General features: G+C 32.1%; 13 protein-coding genes. All 13 read left to right on the forward strand.

What is annotated here, in order from left to right:
• Positions 1-28 precede the first annotated feature (28 nt).
• The 13 genes from KSU54_RS09620 (at position 29) to KSU54_RS09680 (ending at position 17,903) form a co-directional block, all read left to right on the forward strand.
• On the forward strand, positions 29-823 hold the full coding sequence (locus KSU54_RS09620; RefSeq protein WP_003535582.1) for a helix-turn-helix domain-containing protein: 795 nt from the start codon (positions 29-31) through the stop codon (positions 821-823).
• Positions 824-1,200: 377 nt separating this feature from the next.
• Positions 1,201-4,650 carry a choice-of-anchor I family protein gene (locus tag KSU54_RS09625; RefSeq protein WP_117792137.1) on the forward strand — a complete coding sequence of 1,150 codons (3,450 nt, stop codon included), beginning with the start codon at positions 1,201-1,203 and terminating at the stop codon, positions 4,648-4,650.
• Between the two features lie 338 nt (positions 4,651-4,988).
• Positions 4,989-5,810 (forward strand): transporter substrate-binding domain-containing protein, encoded by an 822-nt coding sequence (locus KSU54_RS09630; protein WP_009008834.1) that lies wholly within the window; start codon positions 4,989-4,991, stop codon positions 5,808-5,810.
• 2 nt (positions 5,811-5,812) lie between these two features.
• The gene (locus KSU54_RS09635; protein WP_003535585.1) at positions 5,813-6,517 is read left to right on the forward strand and encodes an amino acid ABC transporter permease; all 705 of its coding nucleotides are present in this window, start codon (positions 5,813-5,815) and stop codon (positions 6,515-6,517) included.
• A 16-nt stretch (positions 6,518-6,533) separates the two neighbouring features.
• Complete coding sequence (locus KSU54_RS09640) at positions 6,534-7,268, forward strand: amino acid ABC transporter ATP-binding protein (protein WP_117792135.1); 735 nt, start codon at positions 6,534-6,536, stop codon at positions 7,266-7,268.
• A 208-nt stretch (positions 7,269-7,476) separates the two neighbouring features.
• The gene (gene kdpA / locus KSU54_RS09645) at positions 7,477-9,210 is read left to right on the forward strand and encodes a potassium-transporting ATPase subunit KdpA (RefSeq protein ID WP_003535594.1); all 1,734 of its coding nucleotides are present in this window, start codon (positions 7,477-7,479) and stop codon (positions 9,208-9,210) included.
• A 15-nt stretch (positions 9,211-9,225) separates the two neighbouring features.
• A complete protein-coding gene (gene kdpB, locus KSU54_RS09650; protein WP_003535596.1) occupies positions 9,226-11,298 on the forward strand; it encodes a potassium-transporting ATPase subunit KdpB in 2,073 nt (690 codons plus the stop codon).
• A 13-nt stretch (positions 11,299-11,311) separates the two neighbouring features.
• Positions 11,312-11,917, forward strand: coding sequence for a potassium-transporting ATPase subunit KdpC (kdpC, locus tag KSU54_RS09655; protein ID WP_003535598.1), 606 nt, complete (start codon positions 11,312-11,314; stop codon positions 11,915-11,917).
• A 108-nt stretch (positions 11,918-12,025) separates the two neighbouring features.
• Positions 12,026-14,716 carry a sensor histidine kinase gene (locus KSU54_RS09660; RefSeq protein WP_003535600.1) on the forward strand — a complete coding sequence of 897 codons (2,691 nt, stop codon included), beginning with the start codon at positions 12,026-12,028 and terminating at the stop codon, positions 14,714-14,716.
• Positions 14,709-15,419, forward strand: coding sequence for a response regulator (locus KSU54_RS09665; protein ID WP_003535601.1), 711 nt, complete (start codon positions 14,709-14,711; stop codon positions 15,417-15,419). Before KSU54_RS09660 ends, KSU54_RS09665 begins: the two co-directional genes overlap by 8 nt.
• Before the next feature lie 44 nt (positions 15,420-15,463).
• Entirely contained in the window at positions 15,464-16,924 is a 1,461-nt protein-coding gene (locus KSU54_RS09670) for an ATP-binding protein (protein WP_008792566.1), read from the forward strand.
• Complete coding sequence (locus KSU54_RS09675; RefSeq protein ID WP_003535603.1) at positions 16,917-17,600, forward strand: response regulator; 684 nt, start codon at positions 16,917-16,919, stop codon at positions 17,598-17,600. The genes KSU54_RS09670 and KSU54_RS09675 overlap by 8 nt, the downstream gene beginning before the upstream one ends.
• 96 nt (positions 17,601-17,696) lie before the next feature.
• Positions 17,697-17,903 (forward strand): hypothetical protein, encoded by a 207-nt coding sequence (locus KSU54_RS09680; protein WP_217746610.1) that lies wholly within the window; start codon positions 17,697-17,699, stop codon positions 17,901-17,903.
• Positions 17,904-18,702: the final 799 nt, after the last annotated feature.

Below are 18,702 nucleotides of genomic sequence, written 5' to 3' on the forward strand. Positions count from 1 at the left end.
GATTAGGACGTAGAAGGGAAGTAATTTTATGGATAATAAAGAAATTGGGATACGAATTTTATCAGCTCGTAAAAATCTTGGGTATACTCAAAAACAATTAGGAAATTTAATCAATGTAAGTGATAAAGCTGTATCAAAATGGGAACGTGGAATCGGGTGTCCCGATATCTCATTATTATTACCGTTAAGTGAGGCTTTAAAGATGAGTATTGATGAATTGATTGGTGGTACTGTAGTTGATAAAAGTGAGAAAAAGACAGTTCAAAATCTAATCAATTATACAAAGATAAAAGCAATTGAAAACAAGGAGAGAATCATTAAGATCAGTTATCTTTTTATCACAATCGTAATGATGATTGGAATCTTTGTACCATGTTTATGTAATTATTACCTAAATCATAGTTTCACGTGGTCAATAATAAGTAGTGCAGCAATTATTTATGCTTGGATAATTTTAACAGTTTTAGTTCAAGCTAAAGAAAATGTTGTTATTAAAGCTATTATTGTAGCCAGTATAGGGGTAATTCCACTGCTTTATGTAGTTTCAGTTCAGGTGTATTCATTAGACTGGTTTTTACATGAAGCTTTGGTTATTGCTTTGTTTACTAATTTGTATGTATATATAGTCATATGGATATGGGTAAAAACAACGCTGAATATTTGGTATAAGATTGGTTTATGTATCTATTTATTAAATATTACTAATATTCCTGCCAACTACATATCTGGTGTCAATTTATTTTCGATGATTATGAATTTAGCTTTAAATATGATTGTCGGAACAATTATTATTATGGTTGGCTATACGAGAAAGCATAATTAAGATGTTTATAAATCAAAAATTGAAAAAAATTATCAAAAACAATAAAAAACTTGATTCAATTAATTTATTTGAATAAAGAAGGACCCCTGTAAAAGACCAAAGTATCAATAATTATTAGGAAAATATTGATCATGATTAGTACTCTAATAATGATACTTAATAGAACAATTGGTTTTAGTCTTGCTATTATGGGAATAATTCAAATTTTTGTAGCAATGATGCTATGAAAACAAAGGTAGACTATTTCTAACTGGAAATAGTTTTTTATTTACAAAATCTTATTTTAAAATTTACAAAATAGAAATAGTTAGAAATTGACGGCTATGATAAATTTACTTAGTACACTACGTACAAATATGTAATTAGGGGAAAAGTATATGAAAAAAGTAAATAATCGAATTATTAAAGGGGTCCTGTGTTTAGTAACATTATCGACAATGTTGATTGGTCAAAATAACATTTTGACTAAAGGTTATGCCCAAGATACTTATAGTGAGGTTGCAGGTGAAAGCCATACTGGTTCATTTAGTGTGGATAGTTTAACACTTCAGCCAGGGGCAACAACAACATCAATCAATCTAAATTGGTATGCACCAGCAGGAACGACGGTAGCAAAAATTCAGTTTGGTGATCAAACTTATGATGTAACAGCCAAACCATTGACTTCGCCAACCGAAATAAAAAGTGATAAATATACTGATACTGGAAAATTAGTATGTAAAACGACAATCAGTAATTTAAAACCAGATACTAAGTATACTTATTATATTTCAAATGATGGGGGAACAACTTGGTCAAAGGAATATAATTATACAACTCCATCAAGCAATGAATTTACTTTTGGTTTTACAAGCGATCCACAAATAAAGGAAAACAAGGAAATTAATTCTGAAGGTTGGAACCCAAGTGATGAAACAAATCAAACCGGTTGGGCAACTATGATGGAAACTTTAGAAAAACAAGGTGTTGACTTAGTAGTGTCAGCAGGGGATCAAGTTGAAGATCAAAACTGGGGAAAATCAAGCGAGTATGAGGCTTTTTTTGCACCAGAAGAAATGACATCAATTCCATATGCTCCAGCTGTTGGAAATCATGATAGACACTATATGTTCGCAGATCATTTTAATTTACCAAATCAAATGGAATCATTAACTGAAGTTAAAACAACGTTTAGAGGACAAAATAGTGGAACTAGTCAAAGTCACGGAAATTATATTCAGGCTACTGAAAATGAAATTAAAAATAATGCAGCTTCTAATGGGGTGACACCAAATAGTGATGGTCAATATGATTTTAGTGAACGCCGTGATATGGAAACTCAAGGAAACTATTACTATTTATATAATAATGTTTTATTTGTCACTTTAAATACTAGTGCTTATCCTGGGGGAAATGACGAAGAAAATGCAAACAATCCTAATGTTTCAAGTGCTTCTAGAGATAATTCAGAGGCAGAAGCAATCATCAATAATTTTGCTCAAACATTAAAGAGTGCAACTAGTGAATACCAAAATCAATATCAATGGATTATAGTCACTCATCATAAATCTACTCAAACAGTTGCTAAACATGCAGCAGATAGTGATATTGAAAACTATGTTGATGCGGGATTTGAAAAACTTATGGATGAGTATAATGTGGATTTTGTCTTAGGCGGACATGATCATGTTTATTCACGTAGCTATGTTTTAAAAGATGGGCAAAGAAATAGTGAAAGATTAGATACACTTAATAATCCTCAAGGAACAATTTATATTACGGGGAACTGTTGTTCAGATATGCAATATTATACACCGTTTGAAACATTAGATAAAAATAATAATGCTGATTATCCAATCTTAGCTAATGGTAAAAGTGGCTCTGCGGCTTACCTAGAAGGAGATTCATTACCAGTTGGAAATCAAGAATGGAATCAAGAGTATAGTCCTAGTTATGCAGTATTTAATGTTGAAAATAATCGAATATCGGTAAAGGTTTATAATCTTGCTGGTGATCAAACTAATCCTGATAGTAAAGAAATCGATGCGTTTACTGTTACTAAAAATAGTGACGGTGGTGAAAAAACAACTGGTTATGAAAACAATTCAGCATTATTAGCGCTAGAACAGTCAGCTCGTTATGATTCAGGAACAACTAACAGTGATGGGGGAGTAACTGAAATAGTTGATTATAACACAGTGACAGGATGGGCTTATGCTGTTAATGGACAATCTGGAAATTTAACAGCAATTGCCCTAAAAAATATCGAAAATAAGGATAAAATAGACTTATTGGACGGTAATGACATTGATATTAGTTCGTTAGTACAAAGTGCTGATTTTACATATGGTGATATGACATCAGTAGCAGTTAGTCATGATGGAACCTCATTGGCTGTTGCGATTCAAGGTAAGGAGACTAATGCTAATGGTAGAGTAGCTTTATTTGATTGTAATCAAGATGGAACAATAACTTTAAAGCAATTGTTCGAAGTAGGTGTTCAACCAGATATGGTTGTCTTTACTAATGATGATGGACAAATTTTAACAGCTAACGAAGGAGAACCTCGGGACGGGTATACTGGAGCGGTTGATCCAAAAGGTAGTATAAGCGTTATTAATACCAAAACAAACAAAGCAAAAACTGTTGACTTCACAGCTTTTGATAGTCAACGAGATGCATTAATAGAAAAAGGAATTGTTTTGAAAAAAGGTGTTTTGCCATCAACAGATTTAGAACCAGAATATATTGCAGTTAGTGATTCTAAAGCATATATTACATTACAAGAAGCTAATGCGATTGCTAAATTAGATTTAAATAGTCTTGAAATAGAAGATATTTATTCAGTAGGATTTGAAGATTATAGTAAAATTGCAATTGATATTGATAAAAAAGATGAAAAATATAATGCACAAACATATGATTCTTTAAAAGGAATTCGGATGCCTGATGCTATTTCTGTTTACACGGTTGATGGAATCGATTATTTAATAACTGCTAATGAAGGAGATAGTCGTGACTGGAATGGTTATTCAAATGAAATAGAGGTAAATTTTGGTAAAGGAAAAACTTCACCAACTGGTAAAATAACGGCTGATAACAGTGGTTTAACTGGTAAGGTCACGTTCTTCGATACTAGTGATTATGATGGTTTTAATAATGAAAATGATTATTTATTTGGGGGAAGATCATCAACAATTTTTAAAGCTGATGAGCAGTCATTACAAGAAATTTATACAACAGGAAATGATTTTGAAGTCAAAACTGCAGCATATTTGCCAAATAATTTTAACTGTTCTAATGATGATGCTACAATAGATGATCGTTCTGGTAAAAAAGGTCCTGAAGCAGAAGCTGTGACAATTGGTCAAATCGAAGATAAAACATTTGCTTTTATTGGATTAGAGAGAATTGGCGGTATAATGGTTTATGACATTACGAATCCAGAAAAAACAGAATTTGTTAATTATATTAATTCTCGTGATTTTAGCACAGATATTGGTGGTGATGATTCACCTGAAGGAATTCATTTTATTGCAGGTAATGATAGTATTACAGGGAAACCACAATTAGTTGTTGCTTATGAAGTATCTGGGACAGTGGGAGTTTACGATCTGACTTTGCAAAAAAATAGTGATCAATCAGGCGATGATAAACCTGAAAATCCATCACAAGAACCAACGGTTGAAGAAACAAATAATAGTTCTAACACAAATACAAATAACAAAAATCATTCTGTAAATACGGGTGATGCCAGCAACATTGCGATTACAATAATTTCTTTAATTAGTACAATTGTTCTAATAACGATTTTAATGAAAAAGGATAAAGTTTTAGCAGAGGATTAATCTATAATAAAATTAATATTATAAAAAAGAATTGGTTTTGAAATCCAATTCTTTTTTGTCGTTGTAAAAAGCCACTGAGAAAATAAAGGAGTTGGCTACATATTTAAATAAATCATCAATAATACATTATTCTACTAAAAAAGCATATGTTCATTAATAAATGTTAATTAGAAAGAATTTAATTTGTTCTTTATTTATGTCTTTTTAATATTTTAAAACAACTCTTTAATCCTATATTAATTATTAGCATGCTAGACTTTTAATAGCTAGAGGAGGATAAAATAATGGTTTAACTTATTTCAATATTTAATATTAAAAAGAAAGGAATAAACGATAAAATGAAGAAAATATTAGCTTTTTTATTAATAGCTTTATTAATTAGTGGCTGTGAGAGTAATAGTGGGAATAAGAGTATTGATGAAGGTGATGTATTTGTAGTTGGAATGGAATGTAATTATCCACCGTTTAACTGGCAGACAAATACACAAAGTGATACCGCAGTTGAATTAGAAGGCAGTGGTTACGCTGATGGCTATGATGTTTATATCGCAAAGGAAATAGCAGAAAGTCTTGATAAAAAACTGGTTATAAAAAAATTAGCATGGAATGGTTTGCAACCTGCACTTGAATCAGGCGAAATAGATGCCATTATTGCAGGAATGACAGCTGATGAAGAGCGTGAAAAAGGAATAGATTTTACAACACCATATTATCAATCTGAAATGGTTATGATCGTACGGGGTGATGATGCTAGTAAAAATTATACTGATATTCAACAATTTTCTGGTAAAACGATCGTAGGACAGATGTCAACAAGTTATGATACAGTAATTGATCAAATTAATGGAGTTGATCATGCTACACCTAAACAATCTTATCCTGAAATGCTGGTTGCTTTACAAAGTGGTGAAGTCGATGGAATTACTGCGGAATTACCTGTGGCCCAAGGAATTTTAGAAACAAATCAAGATCTAGCGATTGTTAGATTTGAACAAAATAAAGGGTTTAAAGTAGATACCGCAGTTTCAATAGGTTTAAAAGAGGGTAGTCGAAACAGTACTTTATTTAAAAAAGTACAAAAATGCATTGATAATATTTCATCAGAAAAAAGAAATGAAATGATGGGTAAATATAGTAGTAGTCAGCCTAAAGGAGAATAATCATGTTTGATTTTGATAAATCATTTACGATTTTTTTAGATAACTTTGATTTATTTTGGTATGGAACGAAAATAACAATTATTTTGGCATTAGTTGGAACAATAGCGGGTTTAATAATTGGACTGCTATTTGGAGCGATTCGTGCAACAACGATAGATATTAAAGATAAAAAGATTATTGTACTAATAAAAAAAGCATTAAAAATAATTTCAGAAATTTATATTTGGTTTTTTAGAGGAACTCCAATGCTGGTTCAAGCTATGTTTTTTTATCATGGATTGCGACCTTTTTTTCAATGGAATGCACTTACTGCCGGAATTATGATCATTTCTATTAATACTGGAGCATACATGGCAGAAATAGTTCGTTCAGGAATTCAATCTGTTGATCGTGGGCAAAGTGAAGGAGCGTTATCATTAGGAATGACAAGGGTTCAAACTATGAAGTATATTATATTACCGCAAGCAATTAGAAATTCATTTCCCGCAATTGGGAATCAATTCATTATTAATATTAAAGATAGTTCAATGCTAAATGTGATTGGGGTTGTAGAATTATTTTTCCAATCTAGCAGTATTGCTGGATCAACAATGTCATATTCAGCGACCTTCTTAATAACATGCCTGGTTTATTTGTGCTTAACCTCAATTGCGACAATTTTATTAAATATAATTGAAAAAAGAATAAATAATCCAATATTAAGATAAAGTGAGGAAATTATTTATGAGTGATAATATTATTACTATTAAACATTTAAAAAAACATTATCAAGCCCTGCCGGTACTTCTAGATATTAATTTAGAGGTTAATCGAGGTGATGTAATTAGTATCATTGGAGCAAGTGGCAGTGGTAAATCAACTTTTTTAAGATGTCTTAATTTATTAGAGATTCCTGATCATGGTGAGATATTGTATTGTAATAAAAATATTTTAAAAGAAGAACTTAATCTTAATAAATATCGTAGTGATGTTGGAATGATTTTTCAAAGCTTTAATTTATTTAATAATCTTACAGTTTTAGAAAATTGTGTTATAGGGCAAATGAAAGTACTAAATCGCAATCGTGAAGAAGCTGAAGAAAAAGCTTTATTATATCTACAAAAAGTTGGTATGGCTGAGTTTGCGAAAAAGAGCAGTACACAACTTTCTGGGGGCCAAAAACAGCGGGTTGCAATTGCAAGAGCTTTATGTATGGAACCACAGGTACTTTTATTTGATGAACCAACAAGTGCACTAGATCCTCAGATGGTAGGAGATATCTTAAAAATCATTAAACATTTAGCGTTAAAAGGTATGACTATGATTATTATGACTCATGAAATGCAGTTTGCGCGTGATGTTTCGAATAAAGTTATATTTATGCATAATGGAATTATTGAAGAAGCAGGAACACCAGAGCAAATATTTGAGCATCCTCGAAGTATGGGAATGATTCAATTTTTATCACGGCAATATTAGAGAACTTAATTAGTTCTCTTTTTAATAGATATTAATACTATCTTAATATCTTTAATATTTAACTTAACGCTACATTAATTTTATTCATGCTAAACTCATCGTGTAAAAGGAGGACACTTATGAATGTAATCGTAGGAGTGATTGGGGTAATCGGTGTTGCAATATTAGGTTACCTTACAGTGATATTAATTAAGGGGGATAAACAGTAATGGATATTTTTGTCAAATATCTAGGATATCTAATCGTTCTTGTTGTTTTAGCAGTACCGTTAGGTTTTTACATTAATAAAGTCATGAACGGTAAAAAAGTTTTTTTATCAAGAATTTTAGAACCATGTGAAAATTTCATTTATCGAGTTTTACATGTAAAAAAAGATGAAGAGATGTCTTGGAAGAAGTATTTAGTAAGTGTATTAATATTTAGTGGATTTGGATTAGTATTTGTCTTTTTATTACAAATGCTGCAAGGAGTTTTGCCGGGTAATCCTGCAAAGGTTGAAGGAACAACATGGGACCTTGCGTTAAATACAGCAATAAGTTTTGTTACTAACACTAACTGGCAAGCTTATAGTGGTGAAAGTGGATTAAGTTATTTAACACAATCGTTAGGTTTAACGGTTCAAAACTTTGTTTCTGCAGGAACAGGACTAGCAGTTTTATATGCATTGATTAGAGGCTTTACAAGAATTAAGGCTAAAGGCTTAGGAAATTTTTGGGTTGATTTAACAAGATCTGTAATCTATGTCTTAATGCCGCTATCAGTTGTCTTATCAATTATTTTAGTGAGTCAAGGTGTAACTCAAAGTATTGATGAGTATCAAACTGTTAAATTGGCCGAACCAATTGTTTTAGAAGATGGTACTGAAATTACAGAACAGACAGTACCTTTAGGACCTGCGGCCAGTCAGATTGCAATCAAGCAATTAGGTACTAATGGTGGTGGTTTCTATGGCGTTAACTCAGCCCATCCATTAGAAAATCCAACTGGATTAAGTAATTTAGTAGAAGTTGTATCAATATTATTGATTCCTGCGGCTCTTTGTTTTTCATTTGGCAAGGGAATTAAAGATAGTCGTCAAGGTATTGCTATCTTTGTCGCAATGGGAATTATGCTGGTAGCAGCACTTGGAAGTATTGCTGTTAGTGAGCAGATGGCAACTCCACAATTAGAACAAAATGGAATTGTCGATATTAGTAACCATGACCAAGCTGGCGGAAATATGGAAGGTAAAGAATCGCGTTTTGGAATTGTTGGATCATCAACTTGGGCCGCTTTTACAACAGCAGCATCAAATGGTTCAGTCAATTCAATGCATGATAGTTATACACCATTAGGCGGAATGGTAACAATGTTATTAATGCAGTTAGGTGAAGTAATTTTTGGTGGTGTTGGCTGTGGTTTATATGGAATGTTAGGATTTGTTATTTTAGCTGTATTTATGGCTGGATTAATGGTTGGACGAACCCCAGAATATTTAGGTAAGAAGATTGAGCCTTATGAGATGAAATGGGCCGTAGTTGTTTGTTTAGCAACACCTGTAGCTATTCTTGTAGGTAGTGGGATTGCTTCCCTAGTTCCTCAAGTTGCGGATAGTTTAAATAACAGCGGTGCACACGGTTTTTCAGAATTGTTATATGCTTATTCTTCAGCAGGTGGTAATAATGGTTCAGCTTTTGCTGGTTTTGCAGCAAATACACCATTTATTAACGTAACACTTGGATTGGTTATGTTATTTGTTAGATTTATTCCAATTTTAGGTATTTTGGCTATTGCTGGCAGCATGGTACAAAAGAAAAAAGTGGCTGTTACTGCGGGTACATTATCAACTTGTTCACCACTATTTGTCTTTTTATTAGTATTCGTAGTGTTATTAGTTGGAGCACTAAGTTTCTTTCCGGCTTTAGCTCTAGGACCAATTGCAGAATTTTTTGGAATGTTTTAATCGGGGGATAAATATATGAAAACAGAAACAAAGAGTGCTTTAATGGATAAACAAATGGTCATTCGTGCTATTAAAGATTCTTTTTATAAATTAGCGCCTAAGACGCAAGCAAAGAATCCCGTAATGTTATTAGTATATATTTCAGCTATTTTAACGACGGCTTTGTTTGTTATTTCGTTATTTGGGATTAAAGATGCAAATTCTGGATTTACTCTAGGAATAGCAGTAATTTTATGGTTTACAGTGCTGTTTGCTAATTTTGCAGAAGCGATTGCTGAAGGACGCGGAAAAGCGCAGGCAGATTCATTGCGAGCAGCTAAGAAAGATGTTGAAGCTTATAAGATTCCAAGCATTGATCAAAAAGATATAGTTGAAATTGTATCATCAGCAACGCTAACAAAAGGTGATATCGTACTTGTTAAAGCAGGACAACAAATTCCTGGTGATGGTGAAGTTATTGATGGTGTAGCTTCAGTTGATGAAAGTGCAATAACTGGAGAGTCAGCACCGGTTATCCGTGAAAGCGGTGGTGATCGAAGTGCAGTAACCGGTGGGACTACAGTTTTATCAGATTGGATCGTTGTTCAAATTTCAAGTGAACCTGGAGAAAGTTTCTTAGATAAGATGATTTCCATGGTTGAAGGTGCCAACCGAAAAAAAACACCAAACGAAATGGCCTTACAAATTTTCCTTGTAGCCCTTTCAATTATCTTTGTTTTAGTAACTATGGCACTTTACGCATATTCAGCTTTTGGAGCTAAACAAGCAGGGATGGATAATCCTTCTTCGGTGACAGTATTAGTAGCTTTACTAGTATGTTTAGCACCAACAACAATCGGAGCACTGTTATCAGCAATTGGGATAGCTGGAATGTCTCGATTAAATCAAGCTAATGTACTCGCCATGAGTGGTCGGGCAATTGAAGCAGCCGGTGATGTTGATACCTTATTACTTGATAAAACAGGAACAATCACACTGGGTAATCGTCAAGCTAGTGCATTTATTCCCGTAGATGGGGTAACGAGCGAAGAGTTGGCTGATGCTGCTCAATTGGCTTCATTAGCTGACGAAACTCCTGAAGGACGTAGTATTGTTGTTCTTGCAAAAGAACAATTTAATCTTCGGGGACGAAGTATTAATCAAATGCATATGGAATTTGTACCATTCAGTGCAAAAACGAGAATGAGTGGTGTTAATTATCAAGGTAATGAAATTCGTAAAGGTGCAGCTGATACAATTAAAAAATATGTAACAGAAAACGGACATATATATAGTGATGAGTGTGAAAAGGTAGTTACTGAGATTGCTAATCTTGGAGGAACACCATTAGTTGTAACTAAAAATAAAAAGGTTTTAGGAGTAATTCATCTTAAAGATATTATTAAACAAGGGGTTAAAGAAAAGTTTGCTGATCTTCGTAAAATGGGAATTAAAACGGTTATGATAACCGGTGATAATCCTTTAACAGCAGCTGCAATTGCAGCTGAAGCTGGAGTTGATGATTTTTTAGCTGAAGCTACGCCAGAAGGCAAATTAGAAATGATTCGAGAACTTCAAGCTAAAGGTCACCTCGTTGCAATGACTGGTGATGGAACTAATGATGCTCCAGCTTTGGCTCAAGCAGATGTTGCAGTAGCAATGAATACAGGTACTCAGGCAGCTAAAGAAGCTGGAAATATGGTTGACTTAGATTCTTCACCAACTAAATTGATTGATATTGTTCGTATTGGGAAACAATTATTAATGACAAGAGGAAGTTTAACAACTTTTTCAATTGCTAACGACGTAGCTAAATACTTTGCAATTATTCCTGTACTATTCATTACTTTATATCCGGGATTAGATGCTTTGAATATTATGGGATTACACAGTAAGGATAGTGCGATTTTCTCAGCAATCATCTATAATGCATTAATTATTATTGCGTTGATTCCATTAGCTTTAAAAGGAGTAAAATATCGTGAAGTGTCAGCTGGTAAGTTATTATCAAGAAATTTATTAGTATATGGATTAGGTGGAATTATTGCTCCCTTTATTTGTATTAAAATTATTGATGTAATTATTGTTGCTTTGCATATTGTATCGTAGGAGGAGAAGTTTAATGAAACATCTTAAAACAAGCGTTCTACCCGCTTTAAAAATATTTCTGATCTTTACAGTTGTTTGTGGAGTTATTTATACTGCTGCTATTACTGGTTTTGCTCAAATTGTTTTTCCTGACAAAGCAAATGGAAGCATTATTGAAGTAGATGGAAAAAAATATGGTAGTGAATTATTAGGTCAACAATTTATCGATGATACTCATATGTGGGGTAGAATCATGATAATTGATGGTGAAACTTTCACAAATAAAGATGGTGAAAAGACAATGTATGGTCTAGCATCTAACAGTTCTCCTGCTAGTGAAGATTATGAAAAGGTTATTGCTGAAAGGGTTGCAATGATTGAGGCTGCAAATCCGGAGCAGAAAGGTAAACAAATACCTGTTGATCTAGTAACTGTATCTGGTTCTGGACTTGATCCACATATTTCTCTAGCAGCTGCGGAATATCAGATTCCACGTTTAGTAAGAACAACAGGAAAGAGTGAAGCTGAAATTAGAAAGATTATTGATAAATATACTGATCATGGATTTCTTGGTTATTTTGGAGAAACAACAGTAAATGTCCTTAAAGTCAATTTGGCTCTTGATGGCATTTTGAAATAAAAATAAGTGTCTGTCATTATGATAGGCACTTATTTTAACAAAGCAATCTTAATACTTTTTTAATATCCTAGGCGCTATAATAAAAATAACAGTAAAGGAGGAAGTGTAATGGATGAACGAAGACCAGATCCCGAAGAATTGTTAAAACAGATTAAACAAGAAGAGATTGCTAAACAGCGCGGTAAATTAAAAATATTTTTTGGCTACGCAGCGGGTGTTGGAAAGACTTATGCCATGTTGGAAGCAGCTCATGTTGCTTATCATGCCGGTGTCGATGTAGTAGCAGGCTATGTTGAGCCGCATCAGCGTCCGGAAACATCAAAATTATTGGACGGATTAGAGGTCTTACCTCCTTTAAAAGTTACTCATAACGGAATCATGCTCAATGAGTTTGATTTGGATGGTGCATTAAAACGAAATCCCGATTTAATATTGGTTGATGAACTGGCTCATACAAATGATGAGCAGTGTCGGCATTTAAAACGATATCAGGATATTAATGAATTACTAGATCATGGCATCGACGTTTATACAACGATAAATGTTCAACATATTGAGAGTTTAAACGATATTATTGCTTCAATTACTGCAGTTGTGGTCAAAGAGCGAATCCCCGATTATATTTTTGATAATGCCGATCAGGTAGAACTAGTTGATATAGAGCCTGAAGATTTAATTAAGCGTTTAGAGGCTGGGAAAATATATCAGAAAAATCAGGTTCAACGAGCATTAGGAAACTTTTTTATGCTTGATAACTTGATTGCTTTAAGAGAGATTGCACTCCGTCGTACAGCTGATCGTGTTAATAAAAAATTTGAGCAAATTAAACCTAAAAACGGCGAACATCATTATACCAATGAACATATTCTAATTTGTTTATCACCAGCTCCTTCAAATCAAAAAGTTATTAGAACAGCCGCTCGAATGGCTAATGCTTTCTTTGGTGAATTTACAGCAGTTTTTGTAGAGACGCCTAATTTTGAAAAAATGCCGACTAAAGTTAAACAGGCATTAAGAGCCAATACTAAATTGGCTTCTCAATTAGGGGCTAATATAGTAAATTTGTATGGTGATAATGTTCCTGAACAAATTAGTGAATATGCAAGGTTTGCTGGAGTATCAAAAATCGTATTAGGAAGAACTAATACTAAACGACGTTTTTCGCACAATAGTTTTGCAGATCAATTAATCGCTTTAACACCAACGATCGATATTTATATCATCCCAGATAAAATTAGAAACAATTATAAGCATACGTCTTTAAAACCGCGACAATTTTTTTCTTTATCAATTAAAGATACCATCCTTTCAATTGTAATTATTCTTATTGTTACATTATTAGGAATTTGGTTTAGAGATTTAGGATTTGGTGAAGCTAATATTATTATGGTGCATATTCTAGGTGTTTTAGCAACTTCATTATTAACGGAAAATCTAATTTATACTCTTTTGTCGTCTTTAGTAAGTGTGCTATCTTTTAATTTCTTTTTTACTATTCCGATGCACTCATTTACAGCATATGATAAAGGTTATCCAATAACTTTTGTAATCATGTTTTTAACAGCTTTTATCACAGGTACTCTAACTAAACGAGTAAAAGAACAAGCTCGTCTATCAGCAATAAAAGCTTTTCGAACAGAAGTTCTATTAAAATCGAGTCAAAAATTGCAACGGGCTAAAACAAAAAAAGAAATAATTGATGAGATTTCTAAACAATTATTTAAACTTCTAGATAAGACAATTATTTTTTATCCTGTTGAAAATCATGAACTAAGTGAACCACTCGTATTTAAAAGTAATGAACAGGAAGATGAAAAAATTTATTTGAATAAAGATGAGGAAGCGGTAGCTTCTTGGGTTTTTAATAATAATAAACATGCTGGTGCTTCAACAACGACGTTACCCGGAGCAAAATGTCTATACTTAGCTGTTCGTTGTGAAGATAGTGTTTTGGGAGTAATTGGAATCTATTTAGATAAGACAGCGATCGATGATTTTGAAAACAATTTATTAATGGCTATTTTAAATGAAGGAGCGATGGCTTTAGAAAAAGAAGCTTCAAATAGTAAAAAACGTGAAGTTGAAATTAAAGCGAATCAAGAAGAACTACGTGCAAATTTACTACGCTCTATTTCTCATGATTTGCGTACACCATTGACTAGCATTTCTGGCAATGCGGGAGTTTTATTAGATAGTGCAGATAAACTATCTAATGAACGTAAAATAGAAATATATAGTGATATTTACGAAGACTCAATGTGGTTGATTGATTTAGTAGAGAATTTACTTTCAATAACAAGGATTGAAAATGGGAATATTCAAATAAATAAGGAAGCACAATTAATTAATGAAATTGTTTTAGAAGCGATGCATCATATTAGTAAAGATAGTGCAGATCACATTATTCAATTGGACTTATCAGATGAGTTCATTTTTGTAAAAATAGATGCCCGACTGATTATGCAGGTTATTATTAATATTGTAAATAATGCAATAAAATATACACCGTTAGGTTCAACTATAAAAATTACAACTAAGAAGCTTAATCAGGTATTATCACTAGAAATCAGTGATGATGGAGAAGGCGTTCCTGATGATCAAAAAGAAAAACTTTTTGAAATGTTTTATACTCGTAATAACTTAAACGGAGATAGTCGTCGTGGGTTAGGATTGGGTCTGGCTTTATGTAAATCAATCGTTGAAGCTCATGACGGAAAAATTAAAGTAATCGATAATTATCCCCGAGGATCAATTTTTGTAATTAATTTGCCATTAGAGGAGGTAGATATACATGGATAAACCATTAATTTTAGTCGTAGAAGATGATCGTGCTGTACGAAGTTTGGTAACAACAACATTAGATACACATGATTATAAATATATTACAGCCCAAAATGGCCAACAGGCACTGTTGGAAATTGTTTCTCGTCGTCCTAATATTATTTTACTAGATCTTGGTTTACCCGATATGGATGGAATTGAGATTATTAAAAAAGTGCGGAGCTGGTCAATTGTGCCAATCATTGTTATTAGTGCTCGGAGCGAAGATAAGAGTAAAATAGAAGCTTTGGATACTGGAGCTGATGATTATTTGACAAAACCTTTTAGTATAGATGAGTTATTAGCACGGCTTCGGGCAACGATGCGAAGATTAAAATATCTTGAACATCAAGAAATTGAAGATGTTGTTTTTACTAATGGGGATTTAAAAGTTAATTTTGATTCTGGCTGTGCCTATTTAAATGATCAAGAATTACACTTAACCCCTATCGAGTATAAGTTATTGTGTTTATTAGCAAAAAATATTGATAAAGTTTTGACTCATAATTATATTTTAAAAGAAGTATGGGGTGATGTAATTCAAAGTGATGTCCCATCTTTACGAGTTTTTATGGCAACTCTACGAAAGAAAATAGAATCAGATACAACTAATCCTAAATATATTCAAACTCATGTAGGGGTTGGTTATCGAATGTTGAGAGTAGAAAGAGAGAAAGAGTAAATCACTTTCTCTTGAATCATTGAGTAGCAGGCTAGGAGGTTAATATGAAGAATAAGGATAATTATGTTAACTTAACTAAAATCATTGTTATATGGATATTAGCAACAATTTCATCATTAATATTAGATTATTTTAAAATAAGGGTTGAAAACATTCTTTTAATTTATGTTGTTGGAGTACTGATAAGTATTATTGAAACAAGTAATATTGCCTGGGGAATAATTTCAGCAATAATTTATATTATGACTTTCAATTATCTTTATACCGATCCTCGATATACTTTTTTGATTAATGATCCTAATTATTTAATATCTGTTTTTATTTTTATTATTGTTGCAATAATTGTTTCTACATTAACAAATCGACTAAAAAAACAGCGTGAGATTGCTTTGTATCAAGAAGAAGTGACATCTAAAATAAATCAAATTAGTAGTGGCTTTTTAAATCTATCGGGTTATGAGGAAATAAGGACTTATTGCCAGGACAGTTTATATAATTTAACGAAAATAAAAAATGAAGTATTTCTATATCAAAATAAAGAGTTTCAAGATTTAATGGCATGGTGGTGTTATTGTCATGGTGAACCATGTGGAAAGGATCAAAAGAAATTCACATATTTAAAGGAAGTATATTTACCAATCAAAAAGGATAATTATACGTATGGTACGATCAAATTTGATTGTAATCAAAGAACTATTACTGATGAAGATCTTATTTATATAAAAACAATAATTGCGGAGTTGATTTTAGTATTACAAAGAGATCTTTTAAGCCATGAAAAAGAAGAAGCTAGATTACAAGTGGAGCGAGAAAAATTAAAAAGTACTTTATTAAGAAGTATTTCTCATGATCTTAGAACACCATTAACTAGTATTGCTGGTGGGGCTAATTTTTTAGTAAATAATTTGGATACAGTTGAGTCTGATACTAGTCTAAATATTATTCAAGATATTAGTAAAGAAGCAATGCGTTTAAATGGGATGGTTGAAAACCTATTAAACATGACAAGGATTCAAGAAGGAAATTTTAAAATAAATAAAAAACTAGAAGTAGTTGACGATATTATATCTACAGCAGTTTCAGCAATTACTAATCGTAAAGAAAATCATGAATTAGTTGTTAAAGAAACCAAAGATATTATTTTGTTTCCCTGTGATGCTCAATTAATTGTTCAAGTACTCGTTAATTTATTAGATAATGCTTTTAAACATACTCCTGACGCTAGTAAAGTGATGTTAAAAGCATTTGTTCGAAATAATAATATTATTTTTCAAGTAATTGATAATGGTAAAGGAATTGAAATAAAGCAGCTCAATCATATCTTTGACGATTTCTTTACAACCAGTCTAGATAATGGTGATCATAAACGTGGAATTGGGCTAGGTCTAGCAATATGCAAAGCAATTGTTGAAGCGCATAAGGGTGAAATCAAGGCCTTTAATAACGATTTAGGTGGGGCAACATTTGAATTAAGCCTACCGTTGGAGGAAGAGAACAATGAATAATACAACAATTCTAATTGTTGAAGATGACAAAACAATTCAAAACTTTCTAAAAGTAACTTTAAAAACTCAAAATTATAACTATATTATTGCCGAAACTGGACTAAGCGGTTTATCACTTTTCTATGCCAATCGACCAGATTTAGTTTTACTTGATTTAGGTTTGCCGGATATTGAAGGAATTGAGGTGCTTAAACAAATACGTCAAAATTCAAGTATACCAATTATCGTCGTTTCAGCTCGTTCATCAGAAACTGAAAAAGTTATGGCACTTGATTATGGTAGTGATGACTACGTGACTAAACCTTTTAATGCCGCAGAACTATTAGCACGAATTAGAGCAGCACTACGGCATTGCTTAAAAGAAAAAGTTAGCGAACCAATATTTGAATTAGATTATTTGAAAGTTGATTTTGAACGACGACACGTATGGGTCAAAGATCAAGAAATTCATTTAACACCAATTGAATATAAGATGTTAGTCTTATTGATTACTAATCGTGGAAAAGTATTAACCCATCATTTTATTCAAGAAAATGTCTGGGGATATGAAACTACAGATGATTACCAATCATTACGAGTATTTATGGCTAATATTCGTCGTAAAATTGAAATTGATAGTTCCTCACCACATTTCATTATTACTGAAGTTGGGGTAGGATATCGGTTTGTTGAATAATATTAATATAATCTTTATATTTAGGGCTAAGATTATAAATAGAAAATTTATTCCTTTCCATGCTACGATATCAGTGTAGAAAGGGAGTGATTATATATGTTGAAAACAGCATATATTTATCCTCATAATACCACAAGTATTGTAAATAGAGGAAAGATTATAAACTATACAAAATATTTTATTACTGATGTATTTTGTGTTTTCAAATTGGCTTTATTAATGCTATTGACTGGTGCATTAATGGTTGGCGGATTATTCCTTGTTGTAGGAATGCCATACTTTGTTGTATCATTATTTATTTAATCAATTTAGATAAAAAGACATAGGGTAAAAACTCTATGTTTTTTAATAAGTATTTGGTAACTATCAGTGTTATTAACAAATTTAGATTTATATTTTAATGTTTTTAGGAATAGTTTTAATTCGTTTAAAATAACTAAATTATTTTTATTAAATGGAATCGTACTAGTAATAGGCAATCCAAAAGATAATGTTTGTCTTGCAATGGTGTTATCTGCTAAACTATGATCAATTATGAAATTAAATAGCTGTTCAACAATAATAATTATCATAGTTTTTTTCAGTAATTATGATAGAAGCTAGATATAAAACAAGATTAATATTTCTACATAAATTTTATATCTGATTTTTGATTATCCGCATAAACACTATACTTTCAAGCATTTTGAAATATAGGAAAGCACTCATTTTACCACGAATTTACCACGATTGAATGAGCCTTGATATGACGTAAGAATTTGAAAAGGACACCGTATAGTTTGGTGTCCTTTTACATGAAAATCATTAGTCGCTATTGATTGTTATTATACATTTTGTTAATTGTTCTTATTTCTTTTACGTTTTTTACCGAAAATCATGAGTATTGTCCGAGAGTGATTGGTCTTGCGTATGGTTAACCCTAAAGTTATGGAAATAAGACTTAGAAGCAAACTTAAGAGTGTGTTGATAGTGCATTATCTGATAAAGTCCGTATAATTGTGTAAAAGTAAAAAGGCCATATAACAGTCCTTTTACGGTACAATGTTTTTAACGACAAAAACATACCCAGGAGGACTTTTACATGACCCAAGTACATTTTACA

It is taken from the genome of Erysipelatoclostridium sp. MSK.23.31 (genome assembly GCF_019125875.1).
GTDB classification, from domain to species: domain Bacteria; phylum Bacillota_I; class Bacilli_A; order Erysipelotrichales; family Coprobacillaceae; genus Thomasclavelia; species Thomasclavelia ramosa.

Coding starts and splice junctions, on each gene's coding strand:
- KSU54_RS09640 (WP_117792135.1), top strand. CDS start 6,534: ATGAGTGATAATATTATTACTATTAAACATTTAAAAAAACATTATCAA.
- KSU54_RS09665 (WP_003535601.1), top strand. CDS start 14,709: ATGGATAAACCATTAATTTTAGTCGTAGAAGATGATCGTGCTGTACGA.
- kdpC (WP_003535598.1), top strand. CDS start 11,312: ATGAAACATCTTAAAACAAGCGTTCTACCCGCTTTAAAAATATTTCTG.
- KSU54_RS09675 (WP_003535603.1), top strand. CDS start 16,917: ATGAATAATACAACAATTCTAATTGTTGAAGATGACAAAACAATTCAA.
- KSU54_RS09680 (WP_217746610.1), top strand. CDS start 17,697: ATGTTGAAAACAGCATATATTTATCCTCATAATACCACAAGTATTGTA.
- KSU54_RS09625 (WP_117792137.1), top strand. CDS start 1,201: ATGAAAAAAGTAAATAATCGAATTATTAAAGGGGTCCTGTGTTTAGTA.
- KSU54_RS09620 (WP_003535582.1), top strand. CDS start 29: ATGGATAATAAAGAAATTGGGATACGAATTTTATCAGCTCGTAAAAAT.
- kdpA (WP_003535594.1), top strand. CDS start 7,477: ATGGATATTTTTGTCAAATATCTAGGATATCTAATCGTTCTTGTTGTT.
- KSU54_RS09670 (WP_008792566.1), top strand. CDS start 15,464: ATGAAGAATAAGGATAATTATGTTAACTTAACTAAAATCATTGTTATA.
- KSU54_RS09630 (WP_009008834.1), top strand. CDS start 4,989: ATGAAGAAAATATTAGCTTTTTTATTAATAGCTTTATTAATTAGTGGC.
- kdpB (WP_003535596.1), top strand. CDS start 9,226: ATGAAAACAGAAACAAAGAGTGCTTTAATGGATAAACAAATGGTCATT.
- KSU54_RS09660 (WP_003535600.1), top strand. CDS start 12,026: ATGGATGAACGAAGACCAGATCCCGAAGAATTGTTAAAACAGATTAAA.
- KSU54_RS09635 (WP_003535585.1), top strand. CDS start 5,813: ATGTTTGATTTTGATAAATCATTTACGATTTTTTTAGATAACTTTGAT.